Source organism: Lysinibacillus fusiformis (assembly GCF_003049525.1).
GTDB lineage: Bacteria > Bacillota > Bacilli > Bacillales_A > Planococcaceae > Lysinibacillus > Lysinibacillus fusiformis.
In genome coordinates, this window is record NZ_PYWL01000005.1 from 74,358 (window position 1) to 95,071 (window position 20,714).

Annotated in this window: 18 protein-coding genes; 4 read left to right on the forward strand and 14 right to left on the reverse strand. The window is 37.3% G+C overall.

The window, feature by feature from the left end; all coding sequences use genetic code 11:
• Positions 1-18: 18 nt before the first annotated feature.
• The 5 genes from C9J29_RS13420 to putP all read right to left on the reverse strand — a co-directional run bounded on the left by C9J29_RS13420 (position 19) and on the right by putP (position 7,012).
• Positions 19-843 (reverse strand): GNAT family N-acetyltransferase, encoded by an 825-nt coding sequence (locus C9J29_RS13420; RefSeq protein ID WP_008175180.1) that lies wholly within the window; start codon positions 841-843, stop codon positions 19-21.
• Positions 843-1,988 (reverse strand): M20 peptidase aminoacylase family protein, encoded by a 1,146-nt coding sequence (locus C9J29_RS13425; protein ID WP_036121158.1) that lies wholly within the window; start codon positions 1,986-1,988, stop codon positions 843-845. The genes C9J29_RS13420 and C9J29_RS13425 overlap by 1 nt, the downstream gene beginning before the upstream one ends.
• Positions 1,989-2,195: 207 nt before the next feature.
• Positions 2,196-3,683, reverse strand: a complete 1,488-nt coding sequence (locus C9J29_RS13430) for a peptide MFS transporter (protein WP_008175182.1) — start codon at positions 3,681-3,683, stop codon at positions 2,196-2,198.
• A gap of 418 nt (positions 3,684-4,101) precedes the next feature.
• The gene (gene hflX, locus C9J29_RS13435) at positions 4,102-5,388 is read right to left on the reverse strand and encodes a GTPase HflX (RefSeq protein ID WP_107922312.1); all 1,287 of its coding nucleotides are present in this window, start codon (positions 5,386-5,388) and stop codon (positions 4,102-4,104) included.
• A gap of 136 nt (positions 5,389-5,524) precedes the next feature.
• Complete coding sequence (gene putP / locus C9J29_RS13440) at positions 5,525-7,012, reverse strand: sodium/proline symporter PutP (RefSeq protein WP_008175184.1); 1,488 nt, start codon at positions 7,010-7,012, stop codon at positions 5,525-5,527.
• Between the two features lie 191 nt (positions 7,013-7,203).
• On the opposite strand from putP, the gene C9J29_RS13445 reads away from it, so the two are divergent.
• Positions 7,204-8,364, forward strand: coding sequence for a class I SAM-dependent methyltransferase (locus C9J29_RS13445; protein ID WP_008175185.1), 1,161 nt, complete (start codon positions 7,204-7,206; stop codon positions 8,362-8,364).
• 247 nt (positions 8,365-8,611) lie between these two features.
• Here the strand turns inward: C9J29_RS13445 and C9J29_RS13450 are convergent, their stop codons facing one another.
• Together C9J29_RS13450 and C9J29_RS13455 are read right to left on the reverse strand one after the other, a co-directional pair.
• The gene (locus C9J29_RS13450) at positions 8,612-9,931 is read right to left on the reverse strand and encodes an ABC transporter permease (protein WP_107922313.1); all 1,320 of its coding nucleotides are present in this window, start codon (positions 9,929-9,931) and stop codon (positions 8,612-8,614) included.
• A gap of 1 nt (position 9,932) precedes the next feature.
• On the reverse strand, positions 9,933-10,619 hold the full coding sequence (locus tag C9J29_RS13455; protein ID WP_008175188.1) for an ABC transporter ATP-binding protein: 687 nt from the start codon (positions 10,617-10,619) through the stop codon (positions 9,933-9,935).
• Positions 10,620-11,041: 422 nt separating this feature from the next.
• Between C9J29_RS13455 and C9J29_RS13460 the strand changes: the two genes are divergently transcribed.
• The 3 genes from C9J29_RS13460 (at position 11,042) to C9J29_RS13470 (ending at position 14,917) form a co-directional block, all read left to right on the forward strand.
• Positions 11,042-11,662, forward strand: a complete 621-nt coding sequence (locus tag C9J29_RS13460; RefSeq protein WP_008175190.1) for a DUF47 domain-containing protein — start codon at positions 11,042-11,044, stop codon at positions 11,660-11,662.
• Positions 11,663-11,683: 21 nt separating this feature from the next.
• On the forward strand, positions 11,684-12,700 hold the full coding sequence (locus C9J29_RS13465) for an inorganic phosphate transporter (protein ID WP_008175192.1): 1,017 nt from the start codon (positions 11,684-11,686) through the stop codon (positions 12,698-12,700).
• A gap of 105 nt (positions 12,701-12,805) precedes the next feature.
• A complete protein-coding gene (locus C9J29_RS13470) occupies positions 12,806-14,917 on the forward strand; it encodes an MMPL family transporter (RefSeq protein WP_107922314.1) in 2,112 nt (703 codons plus the stop codon).
• A 41-nt stretch (positions 14,918-14,958) separates the two neighbouring features.
• On the opposite strand, the gene C9J29_RS13475 is transcribed toward C9J29_RS13470, so the two are convergent.
• The 7 genes from C9J29_RS13475 to C9J29_RS13505 all read right to left on the reverse strand — a co-directional run bounded on the left by C9J29_RS13475 (position 14,959) and on the right by C9J29_RS13505 (position 20,685).
• Positions 14,959-15,567 (reverse strand): alpha/beta hydrolase, encoded by a 609-nt coding sequence (locus tag C9J29_RS13475; RefSeq protein ID WP_008175196.1) that lies wholly within the window; start codon positions 15,565-15,567, stop codon positions 14,959-14,961.
• Positions 15,568-15,585: 18 nt separating this feature from the next.
• Positions 15,586-15,777, reverse strand: coding sequence for a hypothetical protein (locus C9J29_RS13480; RefSeq protein WP_008175198.1), 192 nt, complete (start codon positions 15,775-15,777; stop codon positions 15,586-15,588).
• A gap of 23 nt (positions 15,778-15,800) precedes the next feature.
• The gene (locus C9J29_RS13485) at positions 15,801-16,262 is read right to left on the reverse strand and encodes a hypothetical protein (protein ID WP_069482882.1); all 462 of its coding nucleotides are present in this window, start codon (positions 16,260-16,262) and stop codon (positions 15,801-15,803) included.
• Positions 16,263-16,392: 130 nt separating this feature from the next.
• Positions 16,393-17,016, reverse strand: coding sequence for an NUDIX hydrolase (locus C9J29_RS13490; RefSeq protein ID WP_008175203.1), 624 nt, complete (start codon positions 17,014-17,016; stop codon positions 16,393-16,395).
• Positions 17,017-17,027: 11 nt separating this feature from the next.
• Positions 17,028-18,125, reverse strand: a complete 1,098-nt coding sequence (locus C9J29_RS13495; RefSeq protein ID WP_008175205.1) for an AI-2E family transporter — start codon at positions 18,123-18,125, stop codon at positions 17,028-17,030.
• A 209-nt stretch (positions 18,126-18,334) separates the two neighbouring features.
• Complete coding sequence (locus C9J29_RS13500; protein WP_008175207.1) at positions 18,335-20,032, reverse strand: M3 family oligoendopeptidase; 1,698 nt, start codon at positions 20,030-20,032, stop codon at positions 18,335-18,337.
• 77 nt (positions 20,033-20,109) lie between these two features.
• Complete coding sequence (locus C9J29_RS13505) at positions 20,110-20,685, reverse strand: YdcF family protein (protein WP_174804737.1); 576 nt, start codon at positions 20,683-20,685, stop codon at positions 20,110-20,112.
• Positions 20,686-20,714: the final 29 nt, after the last annotated feature.

The window sequence follows — 20,714 nt, forward strand, 5'->3', positions numbered from 1 at the left end:
CTTCACTCCCTATTATAATTATAAGGCTAATAAGGAGCGTCTGACTAACAGATAGCTATGGACATATTCTGGGTGCTTCTTGACGCGTACAATGGCATAGTCTTGATTGAATAATGTTGTTAAGATCTTTCTAATTTTATAGCGCCAGTCCTCAGCTAGTTTAGGACTTTCAACTTTCACTTTCTGCAAATATTGAGGAATCGGTAATAGATAGGCATCCTGATGAAAGGATTCCTCCATTTGAAATGTATTATCTATGTCTAGGACAGGCAAGCCATCGACAGTTAGTGTCCACGGTACGATTTCATCTGCGATCTCTTCTAGTTCGTCAAGGCTATCCGCCATTTGTTCACGCTCTATCCACCACTCTACAACCAGCCTATCTGATGGCAATCCTTCATTAAAGTCATCTTGAAGAGCGCCGTAATAATCATTTTCGTATTGATAACTCATAGCATTTAGCTTTAAAAATGCTAAATTTGCTAAACTCACCTCCAGAGGCTCAAATAACCAACGAACCAGCTGAAATCCATTTTCTTTTGCGTATTCTTGCTGAGCATGCTTTAATAACTCACCTACACCTTGTTCACGATATGCTTTTTTTACACCAATCATGTGTGAATGTAAGTATATTTCTCTATCATGAGAACCTACAAAGCAATAGTTGAAGCCAATTAGCTTTTCTTCTAAATAAGCACCTAAAACTAATCCGCCATTTTGTACAACTGCTAGTAATTGGTGAGAGGGAATTGCTTGGCTTCCCCATATTTCAGCATTCAACTTTTGGACCTCTCCAATTTCTATAGGTGTCATTACTTTGCGAATATGCACTTGCTCTAACATTATGCTGACGCCTCCTTTGTATCCGTTGATTCCAATGCTAACAAGACTGCTCTCGTAAGAATCTCCACGCCAGTAACAAGTCTTGCTTGTTTAAACTTCATTTTCGGATGGTGTAACCCTGGTGATAACCCACACCCTAAACCCAACATTGTTGTTTTTAAGTGTGGTCGTTTTACCGCATAATGATGAAAATCCTCTCCACCAGGTGTGTGTACCGGCTTTCTTAAATTTGATAATCCAGCAGCTTGTATAATTGCTTGTTCCATAATATATTGTGCACTCGTATCAACTTCTGCTGCTACAATATTGGCAACAGTACGTAATTCAATCTGCACCTTATGCAATAACTTAGACGAATCAATAACACGTTTGACCCCTTGCGCTAAATCGTCCATAACATTATTTTGTTGGGCTCGAATATCAATCGTAAATGAGGCATTTCCAGGTATAATATTTCCTGATTCTCCCCCTGCATGAAACTTTGTCATCTTCACCGAAACAGGTACCATTGGATCGGTATGAATGGTTCGTAAATCCTCAATGATGGTAGCCCCTACTTCGATTGCATTAATGCCAAGGTGTGGCCTTGCAGCATGTGCATCTTCCCCAATAATCTCCCCTTCAAGTAAACGAGAGGCACCATGATACAAGGCAGCACAGTATGTACCATCCTCTAGCTCATGGACTGGTCTTACATGAACTCCAAATAAATAGTCGAGCTCATCAATTACCCCTTCTTCTAAGACCGCTAATGCTCCTGTCCCTTTTTCTTCAGCCGGTTGGAAAATGACACGGATTGTACCATTAAATGATGGCTGTTGTTCTTTTAATAATAAGAGTGCACCAATAGCCATTGTCATATGTCCATCATGCCCACAGGAATGGTTGGCACGGAAATGGCCATCAACCTCCTGCCATAATGCGTCTATATCTGTGCGTAAACCTACTTTAGGACTACCATGACCCACATCCACATAAAGACCTGTAGAATTTTTAAAACGAATTGGCGAAAATCCTTCTTCAGTTAATAAATCTACTATATAATTGGTTGTTTCTACCTCATGCCAGCTAATTTCCGGATTGGCGTGTAAATACGTAAAAATCTCCATTAATCTTGACCTCAAACGGTCCAATTCTTCTTTCATAACATCCAACCCCTTAAAATTTTCTTATAATTATGATTATTATAGCGAAAATAATGATCTTCTACATAGAAACTTATACCCATACTCAATAAAATTACTACTTAAGATAATATATTTCGCGCTAGACTTCATAAATAGACATTAATTTAGATAACAAAAAAAGATGTAAATACAGCCCATTATCCGGACTGTATTTACATCTTTAATTTAGTTAATACCTTTCATTGCCTTTGAAATAATCGGCGATAAAACTAACAATAATATACCAATGACAATTGAAAGCGATCCTAAGAAGCCAAAGTATGTGAATTCGCTTACAACTTCATAAACCTTTACTAACTGCGCATTAATTGCTTGTGCTGCCGCACTTGTTAAAAACCATAAAGACATTGTTTGTGCAGCAAATGCTTGTGGTGCCAATTTCGTCGTAGCAGATAAACCAACTGGTGATAATAATAATTCACCTACAACTACTAAGAAGAATGACAGTACTAACCACCAAGGACTAACTAATGTTTCTCCACCAGATAAATGTGCTGGAATCATCATGACAAGGAATGATAAACCTGCAAAGAATAAGGCGTATGAAAACTTACGTGGCGTAGTTGGCTGCTTGTCTCCCCATTTAAGCCATAACATCGCAAATAATGGTGCCATTGTTATAACAAATAGCGGGTTTAATGACTGGAACCACGAAGATTGAAGCTGAATGCTACCAATACTTAGTTGTGTACGTTCGTCTGCATACGTAGCCAGAATTGTTGCCCCTTGTTCTTGAATCGCCCAAAACATAACGGCTGACAAGAATAATGGAATATAGGCAAGAAGTCGAGATTTTTCATCTTTTGTTGTCTTTTCACTACGATACATATAAATAAAGAAGACTGTTGGAATTAATACACCTAGAGCTGTAATGATTAAACTGAATACATTCATTGTTAAAGTACCCGTTTTAATACCAATAGCACCAAGAATAATAATAAGTAAAGCAACAATACCAAATTGCGCAAAGACTTTTTTACGTTCTTCAGGCTTTAATGGGTTATTAACTTGTAAACCCGCTAAGCCTAAGTATTTTTTCTCTGTTAATTTATAAACAATTAGCCCAATGAACATCCCTAAACCGGCTAAACCAAAGCCTAAGTGGAAGCTATACTTTTGTCCAATTGTTCCGACAATAAATGGTGCAATGAATGCCCCCATATTAATACCCATATAGAAAATAGAGAAGCCTGCATCACGACGGCTATCTGTTTCAGCGTAAATATCCCCAACAATACTTGAAACGTTTGGTTTTAATAACCCAGTCCCCATTACGATAAATGCCATTGAAGCAAATAGCATCGTTACACCGCCAGGCAGTGCTAGCAATAAGTGACCAATCATAATTAACACGCCACCATAAAAAATAGTTCTACGTGTTCCTAATACTCGGTCGGCAATCCATCCACCTATAATACCTGACATATAAACAAGGGAACCATAAATGGCCATAATAGAGTTCGCTGTACCGCGGTCTAGACCTAATCCACCCTGATTCAATTCGTAATACATAAAGAAGATGAGAATTGCTCGCATACCGTAATACGAGAAACGTTCCCAAAATTCTGTGAAAAACAAAGTAAAGAGCCCTTTAGGGTGTCCAACAAAGCCATTTTGAGGGACAGATTTTACAACTTCATCTTTACTAGACATACAATACCCTCTCCCAATTAAAAATATTCTCTTAAAAAAACATTATTACCCTAAAATAAGGATTAAAAAACTGTGTTTCATCATACTAAAGTGTTTTTTTAACTTTAGCAAGAGTTTTAAAAAATGTTGAAAATTTATCATTTTTCTTTAAATTCTGATTGTTCATTTTGATAATTATTAAATCCTTTGATATATCTAAGTTTTCTCACACTTCCGTAGCACAAACTTGTTTTCTGAACATTAAATTATTCTAAAATATTTAAAATTCAGATTTATAACTTTTTATCCAAATTTAAACTATTTTTTCTAAAAATTATTAAAATACGTACATGCTGTTGTTCTAGATTCTATATTCCCCTTAATAACAAAAAGCATGCCAAAATCTTTTTGGCATGCTTTTTATTATTTTTTCATTTTATTAATTTACAACGTATTGCTGATATTTTGCATAATCTGCTTCTTTAACTTCAAGCGATAATAAAGTACCGCCTTCTTCGTATGCTGTATTAGAAACAGAGGCATGTTCATTTAAATAAGAAACAATATTCCCTTGGTCATAAGGTACGAGCATTTCACATGTCACATAATCAGAGAAAATGTGTTGACGAACTAATTGAATTAATTCTTCTAACCCTACCCCTTGTTTTGCTGAAACCCAAATATTATCCCCACTTACAACAGGGTAAGGCACTTGGGCAAGATCAGCTTTATTGTAAACATAGATGGTTGGGATACCTTCAACTCCTACCGCTTTTAATGTTTCATTTGTAACGTCCATCATAAAACCATGCTCTGAATTAGAAACATCTACGACATGTAATAAAAGATCTGCATCTCTTGCCTCTTCTAATGTGGAGCGGAACGCTTTTACTAGATGGTGAGGCAATTTGCTTACAAATCCAACTGTGTCCGTTAATAAAAATGTCTTTTTATCAGGTAGCTCTATCTGACGAACTGAGGTTTCAAGCGTAGCAAAAAGCATATCCTTCTCAAAGACTTGTTTATGCTCTTCTTGTCCTATCTCTGCCAGCAACTGATTCATAATCGTTGACTTACCAGCATTCGTATAGCCGACAATAGATACTACCGGAAGGGCATTTTTTCGACGCTGTTTCCGCTGCGTTTCTCGTTGATCTTTGACCTGCTCTAGATCCTTTTTGATTTTCGCTATTTGATCTTCAATTTTTCGACGATCCAATTCTAGCTTTGTTTCCCCAGCACCTCGGTTTTTAAAGCCACCACCTGTACCTCCACCCTGACGGCTTAAAGAGGCATGTAAGCCCACTAAGCGTGGGAGCATATATTGAAGCTGTGCTAGTTCTACCTGCATTTGTGCCTCCCGTGTTTTCGCACGTCGGCCAAAAATATCTAAAATAAGCATTGTTCGATCAATAACTTTTGTTGCTAGATCACGCTCTAAATTACGAATTTGCGACGGTGATAGCTCATCATTAAAAATAACGAGATTTGCTTGTGCTTCTTCATAGAAATTTTTGATTTCTTCTATTTTACCTGTACCAACATAATGGGAAGGTGTCACGCGCTCTAAATTTTGCGTAACTACCCCTACAACCTCCACATTGAGAGCCTCTGTTAAATTTCGAAGCTCTTCCATTGAATAATCAAAGTGCGCATCATTCCGTAAATTTACGCCAACAAGAATGGCCTTTTCAATTAATACATCAACTTCCTTAATTCTATCCATTAGAAACCTCCCACCAAAGCCTTGGTGACCCTACGACAAATTTTCTCCATCTTACCATAAATTACACCTGTCCGTATGTTCGAACGTTATGAAAAACGTTTCAAAAAATGCGCCTCTTAGAAAAGGCGCATTTCACTTATTTTCTTTCTTCTTTTAATAATACTTCCGAACGGTTAAACTCTTCTTCAATTTCTTCATTATGTCTATACGTCAATAGACTAACAATAACCGCAACGATTAAACATACAAAGAAGCCTGGCACAATTTCATATAGGGCACTTGATAATGATTCAACTTTCCCCCAAATAAATGCTGTTGCAGCACCCGTTACCATTCCACTTAAAGCTCCGTAATTCGTTAACTTTCTCCAATATAAAGAAAGTAAAATGACTGGCCCAAATGCTGCACCGAATCCTGCCCATGCAAAACCAACTAAACTTAAGATCGAGCTATCTGGATTCCAGGCTAAAATTGCTGCAATAATCGCAACAACTAATACAGCCATACGCCCTACAAAAACATAATGCTTATCGGTTGCTGTTTTGTTAAACAGTGCTTTATAAATATCCTCTACAAGTGCCGAAGAGGTAACGATTAATTGCGATGAAATGGTACTCATAACAGCAGCTAAAATGGCCGCTAGCATAATTCCAGCTATAAATGGATGGAATAAAATTTGTCCAAGTACAATAAATACTGTTTCAGCGTCTTTTAGCTCACCTGCATTTTGTTCATAATAAGCTACCCCTACTAACGCTGTCCCAATGGCGCCAAATAAACTTAACATCATCCAGCCAATACCAATACGACGAGCCTGCTTTGTTTCCTTTACAGAGCTGATGGCCATAAAGCGTACAATAATATGTGGCTGCCCAAAATAGCCTAATCCCCAGGCAAGTGAGGAGATAATACCGGCTGCTGTTGCAGTGGCAGGTAACATGTTTAGCAGATCTGGGCTAACTGCTTTAATAGAAGTAATTGTATCCCCTATCCCACCTGTTACAAAAAGACCGAATAGCGGTACAGCAATAAGTGCTATAAACATGATAAGTCCTTGTAAAAAATCGGTATAACTTACTGCTAAAAATCCACCGAACAATGTATAGGCTACTACTACTGCCGAAACAATTAACAAACCTGTATGATAGTCATAACCAAATGAGCTATCGAAAAATTTGCCCCCTGCTACCATCCCGGAAGAAACATAAAATGTGAAAAATAATAAAATAATGATACCTGAAGCAATTCTTATTAACTTCGTATGATCGCGTAATCGATTGTCCAAATAACTCGGTATTGTAATGGAATCATTGGTAACCTGTGTATAAACGCGTAGCCGTGGTGCTACTAATAACCAGTTTAAATAAGCACCTACAGTTAACCCAATGGCAATCCAAGCCTCAACAAGACCTGATAAAAAAATAGCACCAGGTAAGCCCATTAAAAGCCAGCCAGACATGTCCGCCGCACCTGCACTTAGAGCCGTTACAGCCGGACCTAAGGAACGACCACCAAGCATATAGTCTGTTAAATTGGATGTTTTAACGAATGCATACCAACCTATCGCTAGCATGGCGACCATATAAATAATAATTGCTAATAATTGATACATATTATCTGACATACTTTTTCCTCCTATTCAGTCTTTAGTATCACCAATTCATAAAGAAATACTATACACATAAAGATACCATGAACATACAATTCTACCTATAATTACACAGAATTTTTGTGAAATTTTTTTCAAAAACATTGTTCGTTATAAAATGTGTTAAACTAGTGCCATCTATTACACAATAAAGTAGGCGAAAATGTATGACATTTGAAGAAATGAAAGCTCATCTCATAGAAAGAATTTTACAGCAACAGCTAGTTACTGCGACAATAAGTCAACCTCGCATGAAATCTAATGAAGTTAAACGCATGAAGTTGAAGCCTTTAATGTTAAAGAACAGTTATCATATACAAATTGAATACCAATATGAACGAATTTTAAAACATGAAAATATTCAATTGACCGAATTTCCCGCTAAGCTGGAGACTATATTCGAAGATTATCGCCAAGCCCATGTTGATTTTATTGATGAAAAAGTACAAGTCCAATTATCCAAAAAGAATAAAGTACTTTGGAAATCCGATCAATCCGGTACACCTAAGCAAGTTAATTTGGCACATAATCGTAAAAAGAATTACTTACTTTCGGATGATCAACCTTATCCGTTTTTAATCCGGCTTGGCGTGCAAACAGAGGATGGAAAAGTTAAAAAACAAAAATACGATAAATTTAAGCAAATTAATCGCTTTATTGAATTTATTGACGATGCTTTATCCTACTTACCAAAAAATCGGCAAGTTCGTATTTTAGATTTCGGATCAGGCAAATCGTATTTAACGTTTGCTTTGTATCATTATTTAAAAATCGAAAAAGGTCTAGATATACGTGTAACAGGCCTAGATCTAAAAAAGGAAGTTATTGAAGAGTGTTCAAGAATAGCACAAGACCTAGGCTATGACCAGCTTGAATTTCTTGTAGGAGATATTAATGATTATAATGAGGAATCCGCTGTAGACATGGTCGTAACACTGCATGCGTGCGATGTTGCCACAGATATGGCTTTAGCCCGTGCCGTGAAATGGGGCGCAAGCGTTATATTAAGTGTTCCTTGTTGCCAACATGAATTGAATCGTCAACTAAATACCCCTTCATTGGACATTATGTTACAACACGGTCTTATCCGAGAGCGTTTCGCCGCCCTTGCTACCGATTCCATTCGGGCCGAAATCTTGTCCCTTGTAGGCTATGAAGCACAGCTTCTTGAATTTATTGATATGGAAAATACGCCTAAAAATATTTTAATCCGAGCATACCGAACAGGAAAAAAAGCAAGTATAGAGCAACGTGCCAACTATGATGCTTTCTTAAATTTATTACATGCAACACCATTTTTACAAACGGAGTTAAAAGAGTATTTATAACATACCAAAAAGGGTCATCCGACTATAGACAAGCTCAAAATTTTGAGTGTGGCTATAGTCTTTTTTGTTTTACGAAGCTGATGCTTTTCATGATGGATAGTCGAGAGAAAATATCCACTCTGTTCATGTTTACTTTTGAACAGCTACTAGCCTATCTGGTGTAGTTATTCACCAATAAAGAACAAAAACCATCGAGAATGAAAACTTCTCGATGGTTTTGTCTACAGTCTAAGGCAAGCCAACCTTATTATAGCTCTTGTCGTAAAGCATGGATGACATCAATTTTCGTCGCCTTACGAGCAGGACGATAACCTGAGATCATTGCTACTCCAATACTAATACCTGCTGCAATAACGACTAGCTGCCATGGAATAAGAGAGAATGTAATATCATTTGTAGCAAATGCATCTTCTCCTGTGGCTGCTTTTAGAATCAACGGCAGCACTGCATTTGCCGCAAAACTAATGGCGTATGAAATGATAACCGCAATGAAGGTTCCTAAAAGCCCAATAAACGTACTTTCCATTAAAAATAAACGTTGGATCAGTTTTGGACTCGCACCGATCGCTTTTAATACACCTATTTCACGAGTTCGCTCTGTCACCGCCATTGTCATCGTATTGAAAATACCGATGGAAGCAATGAGCACCGCAATCGTACCAACAAAAATCAAACCGATTTTTAATACTAAGAAAAATACATTCATTTGATCTAATTGCTCCGTCACTGAATAGACACTGTAGCCATTATCTTTTAGTTTTTCTAAAATTGGCTTCACGTTTTCCAAAGTATCAGCAAAAATATTGAATTCTGAGTAAAACAATTCCTCCTCGGTTGTATCTCCAAGAGCGGAAAAATTCTCAACTAATGCTGGCTTTTGTGCTATGTCCATATGAATAGTATTATCAATCATCCAATCATACGAAGGTTGCTCCATGACACCAACAATTGTATAGGTCATTTTTTCTGTTTCCTCATTGTTACCAGTGTTAGGCAATAGTGATATGTTAATGTTCTGTCCAATTAATGATTTTTTATAGCCTTCATCACTTCCATTATAATAGGTACCATCTGCCTCAGCCTTTTTGCTTTTTTCTTTAATCACATTGCGATCGGCCTCATTCAATAATGTTTGTGCAAAATGATAGCCGACCACTATTTCATTTGGCTTTGATGGATATACACCTTCTGCAAGCTTGCCATTCACCTGCTCAAAATCCTTCATATCGTTCAAAATTAAACTAGAAGTTGAATCACGATCACTTAAGAAGGAATGTACAGAGGCATTCATGCCCACCGTTTCAAGTACTGTTTCCACATGATCTATCCTTTTAATTTCTTGGACCTGATCTTCTGTAAATTGCTTATCCCCATACACTTGAATTTTCGTAACTGTTTCATTTGAAAGGATTTCATTACGTAGAGATTCCTGTAATCCAAAACCGACGGATGCTAGTACGATAAGGAAAGCACAGCCCATCGTTGCAGCTAGAACCGTCATAAAAACACGTAATTTATTTTTCTTGATATGCTGCGTGACAAAATCTATTTGGTCTTTAAATAACATATTAAGCTTCCTCCTTTACCAATTCGCCATCATACATACGGAAGCGTCTATGTGCGATTGTCGCTACTTCTTCATCATGAGTAATAATGACAAAGGTTAACCCAAACTCTTGGTTTAAACTTTGAATAAGCATCAAAATATCTTGCTCTGTTTCTGAATCCAAACTTCCTGTTGGCTCATCTGCCAGCAACACAGGAGGATTCGTAATGAGCGCTCTTGCAATACTGACACGCTGTTGCTGCCCACCTGATAATTCATTTGGATAATGATCGGCGACTTCTGTTAGACCAACCTTGTCCATTATTTTTTTCACTTTTTCTTTTCTCATTGCTTTGCGCAATCCTTGTAGCTTCAAGGGTAACTCAATATTTTCGAATGCCGTCAAGCCAGGCATTAGTTGAAAGTTTTGAAAGATAAAACCGAATTGTCTCAAGCGAAATGCGGCGCTTTCTGTTTCATTTAGCTGTGCTGTTTCTTTACCATTCACTTTAATAGAACCCTGCTCAACCTTCATAAATCCAGCTAAAACTTGTAATAAAGTTGACTTTCCAGAGCCACTTTTTCCGACAATTGCTACAATCTCTCCTTTATTGACCTCAAAGTTCACGCCTTTTAAAACGGGAACCTGCTTTTCTTTCCCCTTTTTTCCAATTAAAAATGTATGTTGTAAGTTTTCAACTTGAATCATTTGTTAATAAACACTCCTTTCTCACTCATTTCCCATTGTAGAAAACAATTCTTAATAAAGAGGAAGGATAAAAATGAAGATATTCTTAAGAATAAGGAGAGACTCCTTCTAAAACAAATTGAGTTTACATTCCCTTTACAATTCAAGTATTATTTTCACTGATTTTCATTGTAAATCACACATAATTCTGTGCTAAACACGTGTGAATGTCAGTAAAAAACCTAATAACAAAGGATTTATCTGTACTATTAATAACAATTACAGTTTAATCCCCCTTTATTTTGTGAACGAATTGTATATTACAGCAATGTAAATTTTTATGTCGAATATAAAATTTTTATGTAGATAAATTAAAGATTTTGTTATGATAGTAAAGTTTAGAGGTCGATTAATTTATTTATATCCAGGAGGATTCGATTTACATGCTTAACTCAAAAAAACAAGACCCTTTCTTTATTGCATTGCATAAAATTGCTGAAAATATGAGAGAGGCTGTGCATTACGCAAATGATTTTCGTATTAACAGTGTAGCTGACCTAAAAGAGATTAGCATTACAATGAAAAATTACGAAACTGCTGGCGATAAGCTCATTCACGAACTGATCGTAATGCTAAACAAATCATTTATGACACCTATTGAGCGTGAAGATATTTTAGAGTTTGCCATTCGTATGGATGATATTTTAGATGGTACAGAACATTGTATTGCCCATTTTGAAATGTTTTCACTCACAGAAATTGATGAATCCATGCGCACTTTCCTAGGCTATATTTCTAAAAGTGTGGATGAAATTGTCAAAGCAACTGAAGAGTTAAAGAAAAAGAATCTAATTGGTATGCGTCCTCACGCTATTCTAATTAAAGACTATGAACGTGAATGTGATGAAGTACAACGTTCTTCCATTAAACAACTGTTTTTAAACGAAAAAGATCCGATTCGCCTCATTAAATTTAAAGATATATATGAACAACTTGAAGATATCGCTGATCATTGTCAAAACGTAGCTAATACTATGGAAACAATTATCATGCGTAACGCATAATTAGGAGATGGGCACTTTACAATGAATACAATCATTATACTAACCGTACTGGTCGTCATCTTTGCCCTAACATTTGACTTTATCAACGGCTTCCACGATACTGCAAATGCTATTGCAACTTCGGTTTCCACTCGAGCATTGCCACCTCGTGTAGCGATCATCATGGCCGCAACCATGAACTTTATCGGCGCTATCACTTTTGTAGGGGTTGCTAAAGCTTTAACAAAAGACATTGTAGATCCGTTTTCTTTAAATGCCTTTGAAGGAGACACAACCGGCTCAGTCGTTATTTTGGCCGCACTAATTTCAGCTATTATTTGGAATTTACTTACATGGTATTTCGGTATTCCATCAAGTTCTTCCCACACATTGATTGGCTCTATCGCAGGTGCTGCTGTCGCATCTGCTGGCTTCGATGTATTAAACTATGGCGGCTTTACTAAAATCCTTATGGCCTTAGTGTTTTCTCCAATACTGGCTATTTGTGCTGGTTTTATTATGATGACACTATTTAAATTATGGTTTAAAAACCTTAACTTATATCGAACTAATAAAGGTTTCCGTACGATGCAAATCTTCACCGCAGCCATTCAATCGTTCACACACGGTACGAACGATGCGCAAAAAGCAATGGGGATTATGACAATGGCTTTAATCGCTGGAGGATTGCATAGCGGTGATGAAATACCTTTCTGGGTACGTGCTGCTGCTGCCACAGCTATGGGTCTAGGTACATCTATTGGTGGTTATAAAATTATTAAAACCGTTGGCGGTAAAATTATGAAAATTCGCCCTGTTAATGGGGTAGCGGCAGACTTAGCGTCAGCAACAGTTATTTTTGGTGCGACATTAATCCATCTACCTGTATCTACAACACATGTTATTTCTTCATCGATTATGGGTGTTGGTTCTGCACAGCGTGTACGTGGCGTTAACTGGGGAATGGCCCGCAAGATTGTTACTACTTGGGTTATTACAATGCCTATTTCAGCCGTAATGGCATCCATTATTTATTTCGTCCTATCATTATTCTTTTAATAACAAGGCTCCTGTCTAATAAATAGACAGGAGTCTTTACTTTGTCACACGACAAAATGTGACACATCCTTTAAACTAATGGAAAAGGGGGATACATAAACAACTATGAAAACTTTTTCAACTTTTATTACCACACATGCAAAAGCAATCGTAGCCCTGTGGATTATTATTTTCCTAGCAATGGCTTATTTTGCTTTACAGCTTCCCGGTAAACTTCAAGGGGATGGCTTTTTTGTTGAAGCGGATCATAACTATGTCACAAAAGAGCTAGCAAAAACATTCGATATACCAACCAATACAATCTTGGTTGTGTTCGATCCAGCTCAGGATAAGAAAATTGAAGAAACTTTAAATAAACTCGATCACATAAAAGAAATACATTCCATCCAGTCACCTTTAGAGGACGCTTCTTTACGTAAAGATGGGATTGCCTATGCTATGGTCCATTTAAAAAACGATGCTGAAAACCTTTCTGAAATCGTTGAGGATATCCGTTCATTAATTGAAGAAGACGGAGTTCATATTACGGGTGGACCAGTTATTTCTGCTGACATTAATACAGCCAGCCAAAAGGATTTAGCATCTGCTGAGGCCATTGGTTTACCTATCGCCATTATCGTCCTATTATTGGCTTTTGGTACGGTTATTGCTTCTATTTTGCCAATTATCATTGGGGTTGTTACAGTTGTAACCGCCTTTGGTATTATGACATTACTTAGCGGTAGCATGAATCTATCCATTTTCGTTTTAAATATTGTTCCAATGCTTGGTCTTGCTTTAAGTATTGATTTCGCACTATTGTTCATTAATCGTTACCGTGAAGAGCGTGCTCACACATCCATTGCACAAGCTATTCAAACTGCCACCCAGACAGCAGGACGCTCCATCATCTTTTCTGCAGTATGTGTCATGATTGGTTTAGGTGCCATGATCGTCATTGATGTTGAAATATTCCATAATATCGCTCTAGGAGGCACCATAGTAGTTCTATTAGCTGTTCTTTCCGGCTTAACCTTACTCCCTGCAACGATGATGCTTTTGGGCGACCGACTCAATAAATGGCGTCTACTACGTGTTAAACCAGGTGGCGCAAATCGTTGGCGGAGCTTTGCAGGCTTTGTCATGAAACATCCAGTAGCTATCGTAATCGCTGCATTATTAATACTTGGTATCGGAATGCTTCCATTAAAGGACATCCAATTAACAATTCCTCAGGTAGATTCCCTACCGACAAAATATGATGCACGTGTAGCGTACGATAAATTAGATGAAACGTTTAGACTCGGTGAAACATCTACTTTATATTTGTTAGCTGAACGTAAAGAAGGCTGGGAGGATTCTGAAGCTAGAGAGCTGATTTATACTATTCAAGAAAAGTTATTAAAAGATCCACTCGTTACCAATGTTTCAACTATCTATACAGCAACAAACATTCCAACACCTAAGGAACTCTCTGCTTCTTTAGCAATCCCACAGGTGGCGGAGCAATTAAAACCGGTTATTCAAACCTTTTCAAAAGATACAAAACTATTCATCCCAATTACCATTGATGCAGCTGGCTCTTCCACTACTGCCCAAAAATTTGCACGAACTTGGATGGATAAAGATTTAGGTGTACACTTTGCGCTTGGAGGACCTGCAAAATTTAACCAAGAGATATTTGATGAGATCGCTAATAAAATTGTTTTAGCGATAGCCATAATCATCGTGTCCACTTTCTTTATTTTAATGCTGGCATTCCGTTCAGTATTAATTCCATTAAAGGCCATTATTATGAACATTATTGGGCTTTCCTCTGCCTTCGGAATACTCGTCTATATTTTCCAATACGGACATTTTGGCATTGAGGCAGGATCAATTGTATTGATTATCCCAGTTATTGTTTTCTGTCTTGTTTTTGGCTTAAGTATGGACTACGAAGTCTTTTTAATTTCTCGTATCCAAGAGGAATATTTAAAAGGCGCCAACAATACACACGCTACAATAGAGGGACTGACATCCACAAGTCGGATTATTACTTCAGCAGCGCTCATTATGATTGTTATTACAGGAGCGTTTGCCTTCACAGATGTCATGCCTGTGAAACAAATTGGTGTTGGTATAGCCATTGCTGTTGCTATTGATGCCACAATCATTCGTCTTATGCTAGTACCAAGTCTCATGAAACTATTTGGTGATTGGAACTGGTGGCTTCCTTTCGCAAAGAAAAATAAATAATAAAAAATCCGCCTCCTTGTTCAAGGAAGCGGATTTTTTCTCTATGCATAAATACTGTTATACCACTCTTTTGCTGCGTGAACTTCAGGAATCGTTAGCTGATGTCCAAAATCAAACCAGTTCGTCGTCACAGTCGCACCCGCTGAACTTAAAAGAGCCTCTAAATCCTCTGATTCTTGTGCTGTACACATTGGATCATTGGTACCTGCACCTATAAAAACAGGGGTAGCAGATAGCTTAGGTAGCTCTATCCCTCGTCTCGGCACCATTGGATGATGTAATATAGCCCCTGCTAAAACGTCCTCGTAGTGGAATAATAAGCTAGCCGCAATATTAGCGCCATTTGAATAACCGACGGCTACAATTCGTTGACGATCAAAGCCATATTGCTGTGACGCCTCGTTCAAAAATTCATTCAGTTCCTTTGTACGAATGATTAAATCCTCTATATCAAAGACACCTTCCGCTAGTCGACGGAAAAACCTTGGCATTCCATGTTCTAGTACATTGCCTCGTACACTTAATATATTGGCTGTATCATCAATTTCCTTGGCAAGTCCAATTAAGCTTTCTTCATTACCACCCGTGCCATGTAACAACAATAGAGTTGGTTTTGTTTCGTCTGTACCTTTATAAAAAATATGTTTCATTGACAGTCCACCTCTCGATTATCTTGAATTCGAGATAATTGTAGCCTGTGGCAAAATTAAATTCAAGCTCTTTGACTTATTCATTTCGCGATTTTCACGATTTGGTTGTTCCTCATGGTTTTTATAAAAATTAGTTATAGTAAAAACTGATAGTAAACAAGCCACAATCACAACAACAATAACAATTCCCACTAGTTTTTTCCCGTTCATTTTATGATAATCCCCCGTATTTATTATTTCTTTTTACGAAAGCCTTCTTCTAGCAAATATTCTTTTGCTGCATCATACGTACCAAACGCCTCTTCAAGATTTTCCCCATGGTAGACATTCCAAGAACGTTGTTCAAATACTAGCTGTAATTGATCACCCTCTCGACTATGCCAAATCTCGATAATCGGTTCTTCCGTCTCTACCTCTTCAGATAGATATTGAATAGCATCCGCAATAATCTCACGAAGTTGTTGCTCATCATAATCACGGATATTTACTAATCCTTTATTAGCCTCTTGCTCATAGCGCAATAAATCTCCAACAAAGATAAAGCCATTGCCATTCGGATGTAGCTTTTCAACTACAATTGTCTTTTCATAAAGACTGTCCATAAAGTGATAATTTAAGCGTTTTAATGATATTTCCTTTTTCGTTAGTTCAGAAAATGATTCAATAATTGCTTGTTTTTGTTCAAATGTTAGCATATAAAAAATGCTCCTTTTCTTTACAATCTATCTAACAGTATAACTTATTTTTTCCTGTTATATTGTGTACATTCTCATCATTTTTACAAAGAAAATAGGATAAGCTATTTTCTAGCTTATCCTACCCAAATTAGGATGTTTGATTAAATATTTTCTCACGCGCAAATTTGATCACATGTGCAACATACAATTCACGATAAGGAACAAATTGTGCCGTTCCAACTGGTCTGACAATTTTCACACGTTGACCATCAGGGAAGTATTCGTATCCTTCAATATTCAGAGTTGTCGTTTCTCCCAAGAAGAAAGCTTCGGCCTCATTCAGTCTTGCTCTTACTACACCTGATACTTCCTCATATTGTAAAGCAAAGGAATTCCAATCATGCTCGAAAGGATATATGTAGACATGGCAAAATTCATTATCAATCATATTTTCAGAAACGATACTACAAGAGGTCATGCCCATTTTGACAACATCTTGGACATCTATTTGGAGCCCTAATTCTTCTTTTACTTCTCGTATACCTGATTCCACTGTTTCAACAGCTAAAAGATGGCCAGCTGCTGTAATATCGAGTAAACCTGGATAATCCTTTTTCTGTGAGCTTCGTACTTGAAAATAAATATAGTCCTCATTGACAAGCCAGCAATGAAATGTCTCATGCCAAAGCCCTTTTTCATGTACTTCCGACCGTGTAGCTGTCCCAATTTCCTCATGCTGTTCATTAAATACCTTTACAATTTCTTGTTCCATTGTTTCGACTCCTATACTGATTTCGTCGCTTTTTTCTTGATTGCATTACGTTGATCATAAATATTGGATACGATAACTTTCAATACTGCATAAAATGGTACAGCGATAATAATTCCTATAAAGCCTGCAATATTACCTGCTGCGAGAATAATTGTAATAACAGTTAGTGGATGGATATCGAGCGATTTCCCCATCACGTTAGGTGTAATAAAGTTGCTATCAATTTGTTGAGCAACAAGCGTCACAACGGATACCCAAACAACTAAAATAGGATCCTGAATAACCGCTACGATTAGGGCTGGCGTAAATGCAATCCAAGGCCCAATAAATGGAATCATATTCATAAAGAATGCAAATATTACTAATAGTAACGAATATTCTAATCCAATAATTAAGTAACCCACATACATAATAAGCGCTAATAAAAAACTAATTTGCAGTTGGCCCTGAATATAACTACGTAAAACATCATCAATTTCACTTAATGTTTTCTTTACCCATTGCTGACGTTCGCCACTGAAATATTTATAAATAGATGGTGCAAATTTCTCATGATCCTTCAACATAAAAATAAAGAAGAATGGAATTAAAACAGCTAGTAATGATACAGACACTATGGATTGTAAAAAGGAAATAAACCCTTTACTCGCCACCATTGCAACATCTTGCACAGAGTTCGCCATTTTTTCAATTACATCATTTACCTGCTGTGGGAAGTTATCTTTATTGAGCAGTACATAGTCTGTTAATTGCTGAATACTCGTACTAATACTTGAACTAATCATAGGGGCATTCTTCACTAATTTATTGACCTGCTCGGCAATCGGGTTCCCAATAATCCAGCCAAAAACCCCTGCAATTCCTATGAGGCCGAACACAATCGTCAATATGCTTGCCCATCTAGGAAATTTACGCTTTTCTAAAAATCTCTGAATTGGTTCAGTCACATAATAAAAGACACCCCCAAGTAGTAAAGGGATAAAAATGGCTTTTAATATGATAACTAGTGGTGAAAAAATCCAATGAATTTCTATAAAATATTTAATAATTAATAGTGTAAGTAATATCCCTACACCTACTTGAAACCAAACCTTCCTCGTCACTTTCATTCACTTCCTTTTATCGCCGTTACTCAAGATACTACTGATATATTAACCATTTCGCAAGTATCCTAGTATGTTTTGACTCAATCAATTTTTTCTGTGCGAATTTACTACTAGATTTTCGCGTTTACTTAAAAAGCTCCCTTCCAACAAACTAAAAAATTCGCTCACTTCCACTATACTAGTCGTGGAAGTGTAGCGAATTTCAGTATTTGTTATAGCGAGGAATCGTCTACAGAATTTAGGTATGCCTCAATTTCACCAATAACTGATTCGACACAGCCATCTTCAAATGGTGAAATTAAGCCTGCCTCTTTTACAAGCTTTGTAAATGACATGGAGCCACCTAAACCACATAGATGAATATAGTCTTTCCAAGCCGCCTCAAAGTCTTCACGTGAACGCTTCCAGAATTGGAAGGCACAAATTTGTGCTAGCGTGTAATCAATATAGTAGAACGGACTAGCATAAATATGACCCTGACGTTGCCAAATTCCACCTGCTTCGAGGTAGCTATTGTGATCATAGTCACGATGTGGCAAATATGTTTCCTCAATTTTCTTCCATGCTGCCTTACGCTCAGCTGGTGTCATTGTAGGATTTTCATAAATAATATGTTGGAATTCATCAACTGCAACACCATATGGTAAGAATAAAAGACCACTACTTAAATGTGTAAATTTATATTTTTCTGTATCTTCTTTAAAGAATAGCTCCATCCATGGCCATGTGAAAAACTCCATACTCATCGAGTGGATTTCACAAGATTCGTAAGTTGGCCATAAGTATTCAGGAATGCCGATGTTACGGCTTGAATAAACTTGGAAGGCATGTCCGGCTTCATGTGTTAACACATCGATGTCACCTGAAGTACCGTTAAAGTTCGAGAAAATGTACGGAGAATGATAGTTTTCGATAAATGTACAATACCCGCCACTCTCTTTTCCTTTCTTGGCCACTAGGTCCATAAGGTCATGATCAATCATGAAATTGAAAAACTCTCCCGTTTCAGGTGATAGCTCCTCATACATCTTTTTACCATTCGCCACAATCCATTCTGGATCACCCTTTGGCGTCGCATTGCCTGATAAAAAGTTCAGTGCTTCATCATAGAATTTTAAATCGTCAATCCCAATACGCTTCGCCTGACGCTCATACAGCTTTGTCGCTACAGGAACAATTAAGTCGCGAACTTGATCACGGAATTTCTTCACCATCTCTGCGTTATAATCAATACGATTCATTCGAATATAACCAAGCTCAACATAGTTGTTATAGCCAAGTTTAACTGCAATTTCATGGCGTACTTTTACAAGTTCATCGTATAAGCGATCAAATTCATCGTCATGCTCCGCAAAGAAACCAAAGCGTGCATTTGTTGCTTCTTTACGCGTAGCTCTATCTGTAGACTCTGCAAACGGTCCAAGCTGAGCAAGTGTTAAAGTCTCACCATTAAATTCGATTTGTGCAGATGCTACAAGCTTATTATACTCAGAAGCTAGCTTATTTTCTTTTTGCATCAAATCAATGACGTCTGGTGAGAACCCTTTAATTTGATAGTTAGCGAGATCGAATAATTGTTGACCCCATTTTTCTTCTAGTTGCTCACGGAAAGGTGAGGCAATCAATGCTTTATAATACTCCGTTGTTACTTCTTCTAGCTCAGGACTAACTTCATCGAAATAGTCGCGCTCTGCTTGATAAAATTCATCGTTTGTATCAATCGATGCGCGAATATACACTAAGTTAGCCATTGTAGCAAAGTCATTACTGATTGCATTTAATTTTTCAATGATGCTACTTTGTTCGTCCATCGATTGCGCTTTTTTAAATTGGTCGACGAGCGCTAATTGTTGCTCTTTCATCCCCGCAACATGTGGACGGTTGTACTCATAGTCTTTAAACGTTTTCATTGAAGTCCCCTCTTTCTGTCATATACCCCGTGATATTTCTATTATATGTCAAATCTTAGCTATTAAGAAACAATTTTTTAATAACCTACTATATATGTTTTTAGTAATGCCGCTCGCTCTCTTATTTTTAGTTTAGCTTCTACTGACTTTGGCGTTTTAGCTGACACTACATCTACTTCAAAATCTAAAGACTCGGCTAAATATTTCGCACGTTTTAGATGGAAGTCATTTGAAACAATCGTAATTTTCTTTGTTTCCTTTGGTATAAGTTCTTTAGAAAATACTAAATTCTCATACGTGGAGGTGGACTGATCCTCCTCGATAATTCTCGTAGCATCAATACCATTTTGCTCGAGATAATCTCTCATCACGGATGACTCCGTTCGATCTTCATCGGGTCCTTGTCCCCCTGACACAATGACCTTTACTTGGGGATACTTTACTAAATATGGAACGGCCTCCTCTAATCTACTTTTTAAAGAAAGTGATGGTACACCTCCTGGTTTTACTTTCGCTCCCAGTATGATCATATAATTAGCCGAGCCATCTGCATTTGCTTCCACCCCACGTTCAATTTCTTTCCCCAACCAAATATAGAGGACAATTGCTATAACAATTAGAACAACACCTACTCTAATCAACCATTTTTTCACAAATCAACCCTCCCTTACCTTTTATTAAC

What these genes read in the sequence shown, in the direction of transcription:
- C9J29_RS13420 (WP_008175180.1), bottom strand. Translation starts at nt 843, where the DNA reads ATGTTAGAGCAAGTGCATATTCGCAAAGTAATGACACCTATAGAAATT.
- C9J29_RS13425 (WP_036121158.1), bottom strand. Translation starts at nt 1,988, where the DNA reads ATGAAAGAAGAATTGGACCGTTTGAGGTCAAGATTAATGGAGATTTTT.
- C9J29_RS13430 (WP_008175182.1), bottom strand. Translation starts at nt 3,683, where the DNA reads ATGTCTAGTAAAGATGAAGTTGTAAAATCTGTCCCTCAAAATGGCTTT.
- hflX (WP_107922312.1), bottom strand. Translation starts at nt 5,388, where the DNA reads ATGGATAGAATTAAGGAAGTTGATGTATTAATTGAAAAGGCCATTCTT.
- putP (WP_008175184.1), bottom strand. Translation starts at nt 7,012, where the DNA reads ATGTCAGATAATATGTATCAATTATTAGCAATTATTATTTATATGGTC.
- C9J29_RS13445 (WP_008175185.1), top strand. Translation starts at nt 7,204, where the DNA reads ATGACATTTGAAGAAATGAAAGCTCATCTCATAGAAAGAATTTTACAG.
- C9J29_RS13450 (WP_107922313.1), bottom strand. Translation starts at nt 9,931, where the DNA reads ATGTTATTTAAAGACCAAATAGATTTTGTCACGCAGCATATCAAGAAA.
- C9J29_RS13455 (WP_008175188.1), bottom strand. Translation starts at nt 10,619, where the DNA reads ATGATTCAAGTTGAAAACTTACAACATACATTTTTAATTGGAAAAAAG.
- C9J29_RS13460 (WP_008175190.1), top strand. Translation starts at nt 11,042, where the DNA reads ATGCTTAACTCAAAAAAACAAGACCCTTTCTTTATTGCATTGCATAAA.
- C9J29_RS13465 (WP_008175192.1), top strand. Translation starts at nt 11,684, where the DNA reads ATGAATACAATCATTATACTAACCGTACTGGTCGTCATCTTTGCCCTA.
- C9J29_RS13470 (WP_107922314.1), top strand. Translation starts at nt 12,806, where the DNA reads ATGAAAACTTTTTCAACTTTTATTACCACACATGCAAAAGCAATCGTA.
- C9J29_RS13475 (WP_008175196.1), bottom strand. Translation starts at nt 15,567, where the DNA reads ATGAAACATATTTTTTATAAAGGTACAGACGAAACAAAACCAACTCTA.
- C9J29_RS13480 (WP_008175198.1), bottom strand. Translation starts at nt 15,777, where the DNA reads ATGAACGGGAAAAAACTAGTGGGAATTGTTATTGTTGTTGTGATTGTG.
- C9J29_RS13485 (WP_069482882.1), bottom strand. Translation starts at nt 16,262, where the DNA reads ATGCTAACATTTGAACAAAAACAAGCAATTATTGAATCATTTTCTGAA.
- C9J29_RS13490 (WP_008175203.1), bottom strand. Translation starts at nt 17,016, where the DNA reads ATGGAACAAGAAATTGTAAAGGTATTTAATGAACAGCATGAGGAAATT.
- C9J29_RS13495 (WP_008175205.1), bottom strand. Translation starts at nt 18,125, where the DNA reads ATGAAAGTGACGAGGAAGGTTTGGTTTCAAGTAGGTGTAGGGATATTA.
- C9J29_RS13500 (WP_008175207.1), bottom strand. Translation starts at nt 20,032, where the DNA reads ATGAAAACGTTTAAAGACTATGAGTACAACCGTCCACATGTTGCGGGG.